The sequence below is a fragment of the Vibrio sp. V03_P4A6T147 genome (genome assembly GCF_002241085.1).
GTDB lineage: Bacteria > Pseudomonadota > Gammaproteobacteria > Enterobacterales > Vibrionaceae > Vibrio > Vibrio anguillarum.
In genome coordinates, this window is record NZ_NDIO01000409.1 from 1 (window position 1) to 5,146 (window position 5,146).

Below are 5,146 nucleotides of genomic sequence, written 5' to 3' on the forward strand. Positions count from 1 at the left end.
TAATAATGGAGCTGTTAGACATTGCTATTTTTCTATATAATCTGGCTTCTTTTAATAAACACTAGATTTCAATGACTCAAAATATTTGGCGTTCAGTCACACCTCAGTATGATCAATTCCACTCGCAACTAGCTCAGTACCCTAGTCTATCTCCGGTAACATTACTCGACACACAGCCCAGACTAGCAACCGCTATTCAGCAGTTTGTTCAATTGAAAGGTTTTACACGAGTGATGTTGATCAACGCGCCAGATAACTCAATCTATCGTCAATTAGTCAGTCAAAAACTTCAAGTAATAAAGCCAAACTCGCACGTTATTTGTACGGAGTCCCTCGATATGGGGACTATCTTTGGCCAATACCGCGCTGAAAATGGGCTTATCACCAGCGAAATTCCTGGCTTATTGGATAAAGCCAATGGTGGTTATCTTCTGATCTCCGCTAATATGCTGCTGGCTAATCCTAAAATGTGGCCATTATTAAAAGCGGCAGTATTAGGCGAAGATGTAAGCCCCATTAATTGTGATGCTAAATCACCACACCCCTCACCAATCTCTAAAAAATATGAGGTCAAACTGATCATTTTAGGTGATAGGAACCAGTTAGCCGATGTCGACTATTTGGATGCAGACGTCCGCTCAAGCTTTTGTTTCTACACCGAATTAGAGTTGGACCTGAAAATTGATGAACAATCGATATTGACCTACCTCGCTTATTTGCGTTGGATATCTGAAGAATACCAACTCCCTACACTGACTGAAGATGCCATTCCTGCTCTTATGACCGCAGGTGCCCGTTTCACGGAAGATCAACATTACACACCGTTATGTGTAATATGGCACAGAACACTCATAGAAGAAGCGGCCTTAGAGTCAAATCAGTATCCGATTACTAAATCTCATATCGAAAGTGCCTTAGACAAACGCTATTATCGAGAGTCTTATCTGCAGCAACGAGCACTCGACGATATACTTGATGGGCAGGTAATTATCGAAACTCAAGGCGAACAAGTCGGCCAAGTCAATGGATTAACAGTGATCGATGTTGCTGGCCATCCTCTTTCCTATGGTGAACCAGCTCGTATCTCATGCGTTGTGCACTTTGGTGACGGTGATATTACCGATGTCGAACGCAAAGCCGAGCTCGGTGGTAATTTGCATGCAAAAGGCATGATGATAATGCAAGCCTTTGTAAGCAGTTCAATGAACCTTGACGCACCGCTTCCCTATTCTGCTTCGGTTGTCTTCGAACAATCATACAGCGAAGTGGATGGCGACAGTGCATCACTAGCCGAGTTATGTTCTTTAGTAAGCGCTTTATCTGAACATCCCATTAACCAACAAATCGCTGTGACAGGTGCGGTTGATCAATTCGGGCGAGTTCAAGCTGTTGGCGGGCTAAACGAAAAAATTGAAGGCTTCTACCATGTGTGTAAGCATCAGGGATTCACGGGTGGACAAGGCGTCATTCTACCAAAAACAAATCTAAAACATCTTGCGCTTCATAAAGATGTAGTCAATAGCATTAAAAATGATGAATTTCATATTTGGCCAGTCGCTACAGTTGATGAAGCCGTACCGATCCTTATGGGTGCGTCATTCAGAGGCGATGACGAAGAAAGCATCATTAATAAAATTGCTCAACGTATTGAAAACTTTGAAAGGCATGACCAATCACACAGTATTGCAGAGCGCATTAAAAACTGGTTTGTGTAGCACTGATCGGAGTTGTTTAGCGTACACGTGTTCCCTAATATGCACCCTATCAAAAATTGGAGTAACTGATAATGCAGAATAAACGAGATTCATATAATCGTGAAGACTTACTAGCCTCTAGCCAAGGTGAGCTTTTTGGGCCTGGCTACCCTCAATTGCCAGCGCCAAATATGTTGATGATGGACCGCATCACCAAAATGTCAGAAACCGAGGGCGAGTATGGTAAAGGCCTTATTCTTGCTGAGTTAGATATTACTCCTGATCTATGGTTCTTCGATTGCCATTTCCCTGGCGATCCTGTAATGCCTGGCTGTTTAGGTTTAGATGCGATGTGGCAATTGGTTGGTTTCTTCCTTGGCTGGGTTGGTGGCAAAGGAAAAGGCCGGGCATTAGGTGTTGGTGAAGTTAAGTTCACAGGTCAGATCCTACCAACAGCAAAAAAAGTAACTTACGAAATCACGATGAAACGGGTTGTTAACCGTAAACTTGTAATGGGCCTAGCTGATGGTCGCGTTCTTGTTGATGGCAAAGAGATTTACGTTGCAAAGGATTTAAAAGTAGGTCTTTTCCAAGATACTTCTGCTTTTTAATGACGTTAAACTATTCATAAGCGACTCATAGAGTCGCTTTTTTCTCATCAAAATACTTAGTTATAGTGCTTTAGAGTGGCTTAAATACTAAAAAGCCCCTTCCGGGGCTTAAATCCTTTTGCATGTATGTGGGAGTTTATTTGTAGAGACCAGCTTGTTTGTCATCTCTGGCATCGCGCCAACCACCTAGCCAATATGAACGAGCGTCCGTTTGTTGATAAGGGCAAGCCTCTACGGAACGTCCGTTTAAGCCAGCTTTATACCCATGAGACTGTGCTCTTTCAAGGCGATCACGCTTTTGTCTCTTCATCATAGTGTAGTCCTCATACAGTAACTTGTGTCTTACATACAACTATTAAATCTACATGGCATATCTGTTACGCCACAATTAAGAATTGCTCAAAAATTCGACTTTCTCAAGTTACAAAAAAGGCGCAGATTCTAAATTGTGAACTTGCGCCATTCTTTACACTATTTAATTATTTTCTGCGGAACCCAAAGAGAGCAAGTAGTGTCAGAGTAATCCACCCCATACTACCGCCTTTACGTTCAACGGGCGGAAGTGCCGTGCTGCGGACTTCAATATCGCTAGCCGCCGCGCCAGCAATCGGGATCAGTTTAATCGCGACAACGCTTTCACTTCCAGAAGTACAGTATGAGTTATGGGAGAAATCGTCATAGCCACCAGTACATTTAAATGCACTTGCTGCAATCACACCATCATCATTGATATCTGAGGCTTCAAAAATACGGAACTGGTTATTATGTTGTGAGTAAGCCCCACCATTGGTTAGATCATCTAACCACCAACCTTGGTTCTGGAACAACGCCATTCTTGCTGCATTACTCCCTGTACCGTTGAAAGGATAGATAAAGCCACGATGACGACGTTGTTTGCCTCCATCCTCACGACCTTTTTCTGCATCGATTTGACCGACAATTTCATTGAAATTGTTGATCGCTTTCGCTTCACCGCCAGCACCGGTAAAGAAAATTCCACCTGATAGATAGTTAGCTACAGGCGTTCCACTATTAGCATCCGACACAAAAATACGGTTTGCTGCTGCGCCGCTTTCAGGTTTGTCGCCTTTGCGTTTTGTTTCACCGATCACGATTAAATGGTTATTAATATCTGTCGCTAATGAGTTGGAGTAAATCACATCTCCATCCACTTTCAGTTCTGTGCCAGTAATAACTTTACTACTCCACATATCATGCTTAGGAGTTGTTACGTCGTAACTTGCGTTAGGATAGAATACCGTTGCTTGCATTCTAAACACATCATCATCGCGATAGGTATTAAAACCAGCCATAACTGGCTTGTTAGCGTAACTGCCAGATGTAGGAATAGCAGCGCCTCTTACACTTGCTTGTGCAGAGTATCCGCTACGGTTTGCTTCAACATCACCGACCCACCCTGTTACGCGGTAACCCGTCGATGTAGATGTTGTGTCCCACATATAAGCTTGCGTTGCAAATGCAAAATTTTGACACTGACGAGTTAACTGTGGATCGAGACCATCACTCACACAAGTGTTAACATCGCCATTGTAGTCTTTGTTATCATCATCACCGTTACCTGTTAAATAAGGGCTAACTGATGAACTACCAACCACAAACTTATGGGTACCATCATTGAATACATCATAAGCGAACGTCCGACCCATTTTTTCAACAATTTTATTATTTGTGTCTTTGACAATTGTTGTGTCTGTTGGTGGATTTAAAATATTGCCATGATAAAAACCACGTTGACGGTAGCCTAGAGCGTAATTACTCCCAGACTGGGTGTAACCGCTGCTCGTAATACCAAAAGCAGAAGTACCGTCTAACCCAGTTAAAACGGTATTCTGAGTATTTGCAATAGAGCCAAAAGTCAAAACAACTTGCGATGAATTAACAAAGGCCGCTGCATTTTGTAGATAACTACCATTATCCCAAGCATCACGCTCACGTTTCAAACCGCCAGTTTCAACATTGTTGTACTCAAAACCATGCCATTGCTTATCAGCCCATGCCTCACAAGTAGAATAACCGAGTTCGTTAGAGCAATAGTTTTTGAGATCATCAATATCCTGATAAACAAAACGATTATCCATTTTGAATGGCACTTCATCATGATAGGAAATGCCATCAGAACCATTGAGCGTATCGCCACCAAACGCAAAAGTATTACAGCTATTTCCGGCCGTAAAACATCCAAGAGGATTTGCTGAAAGGTTATCTTCTTGTATTGCCCTTCCATAATATTCATTAGCGACTAAGTTACCGGGTGTCACTTCTACAATTTGGTAAAGTGCAGCATGAGCTTGAGTGGCAGCCAGAATACTGGCCGCAATTACGGTGATTTTAAATGTTTTACTACTCATTAATAATCTCTAACTTTCCTGTTGCATTGCTTCGAGCTCTTCCCAGCGCTCGAAAGCAATTTCAAGCTCCTGCTCTTTCGCAGTTAACTTATCTAAAACGGGCTGTGTTTTGTCTGCTGATTGCATGAAAAACTCAGGATCGTTCACTTGCTGTTGAAGCATTTCAATATCATTCTCAAGTTGCTCTAACATTGCGGGCAACTCATCCATTTCTCGCTGCAGTTTATAAGATAACTTTTTAGGTTTTGTCTTAATTGGCGCTGTTTTGAGAGTTTCCTCAACCACTTTTTCTTTATTGCTGACATTTTCAGCAACTCGTGACTGCAAAACTTGAGCTCTTTGTTGCTGAGCATCGTGATAGCCTCCAACAAATTCTTCAATTTTGCCATCACCTTCAAAAATCCAACTCGTTGTTACAGTATTATCAACAAATTGACGATCGTGGCTGACAAGCAGCAATGTGCCTTGGTAG

Annotated in this window: 4 protein-coding genes and 1 pseudogene; 2 read left to right on the forward strand and 3 right to left on the reverse strand. The window is 42.3% G+C overall.

The features are described from left to right. Window positions 1–71 precede the first annotated feature (71 nt). Window positions 72–1,715, forward strand: a complete 1,644-nt coding sequence (locus B9J84_RS15505; protein WP_094124516.1) for a Lon protease family protein — start codon at window positions 72–74, stop codon at window positions 1,713–1,715. A gap of 71 nt (window positions 1,716–1,786) precedes the next feature. Beyond that, window positions 1,787–2,305 (forward strand): bifunctional 3-hydroxydecanoyl-ACP dehydratase/trans-2-decenoyl-ACP isomerase, encoded by a 519-nt coding sequence (gene fabA / locus B9J84_RS15510; protein ID WP_013856904.1) that lies wholly within the window; start codon window positions 1,787–1,789, stop codon window positions 2,303–2,305. A 136-nt stretch (window positions 2,306–2,441) separates the two neighbouring features. Here the strand turns inward: fabA and rmf are convergent, their stop codons facing one another. The 3 genes and pseudogenes from rmf to B9J84_RS15525 all read right to left on the reverse strand — a co-directional run. After that, window positions 2,442–2,615, reverse strand: coding sequence for a ribosome modulation factor (rmf, locus tag B9J84_RS15515; protein WP_010320553.1), 174 nt, complete (start codon window positions 2,613–2,615; stop codon window positions 2,442–2,444). Between the two features lie 169 nt (window positions 2,616–2,784). After that, window positions 2,785–4,674, reverse strand: a complete 1,890-nt coding sequence (locus B9J84_RS15520; protein ID WP_094124517.1) for a DUF3466 family protein — start codon at window positions 4,672–4,674, stop codon at window positions 2,785–2,787. Window positions 4,675–4,683: 9 nt separating this feature from the next. After that, a pseudogene (locus B9J84_RS15525) lies at window positions 4,684–5,146 on the reverse strand (ABC transporter ATP-binding protein); the annotation flags it as partial.

Excerpts from the sequence above, each read along its gene's own strand:
- rmf (WP_010320553.1), bottom strand. The coding sequence starts at position 2,615 with ATGAAGAGACAAAAGCGTGATCGCCTTGAAAGAGCACAGTCTCATGGG.
- B9J84_RS15520 (WP_094124517.1), bottom strand. The coding sequence starts at position 4,674 with ATGAGTAGTAAAACATTTAAAATCACCGTAATTGCGGCCAGTATTCTG.
- B9J84_RS15505 (WP_094124516.1), top strand. The coding sequence starts at position 72 with ATGACTCAAAATATTTGGCGTTCAGTCACACCTCAGTATGATCAATTC.
- fabA (WP_013856904.1), top strand. The coding sequence starts at position 1,787 with ATGCAGAATAAACGAGATTCATATAATCGTGAAGACTTACTAGCCTCT.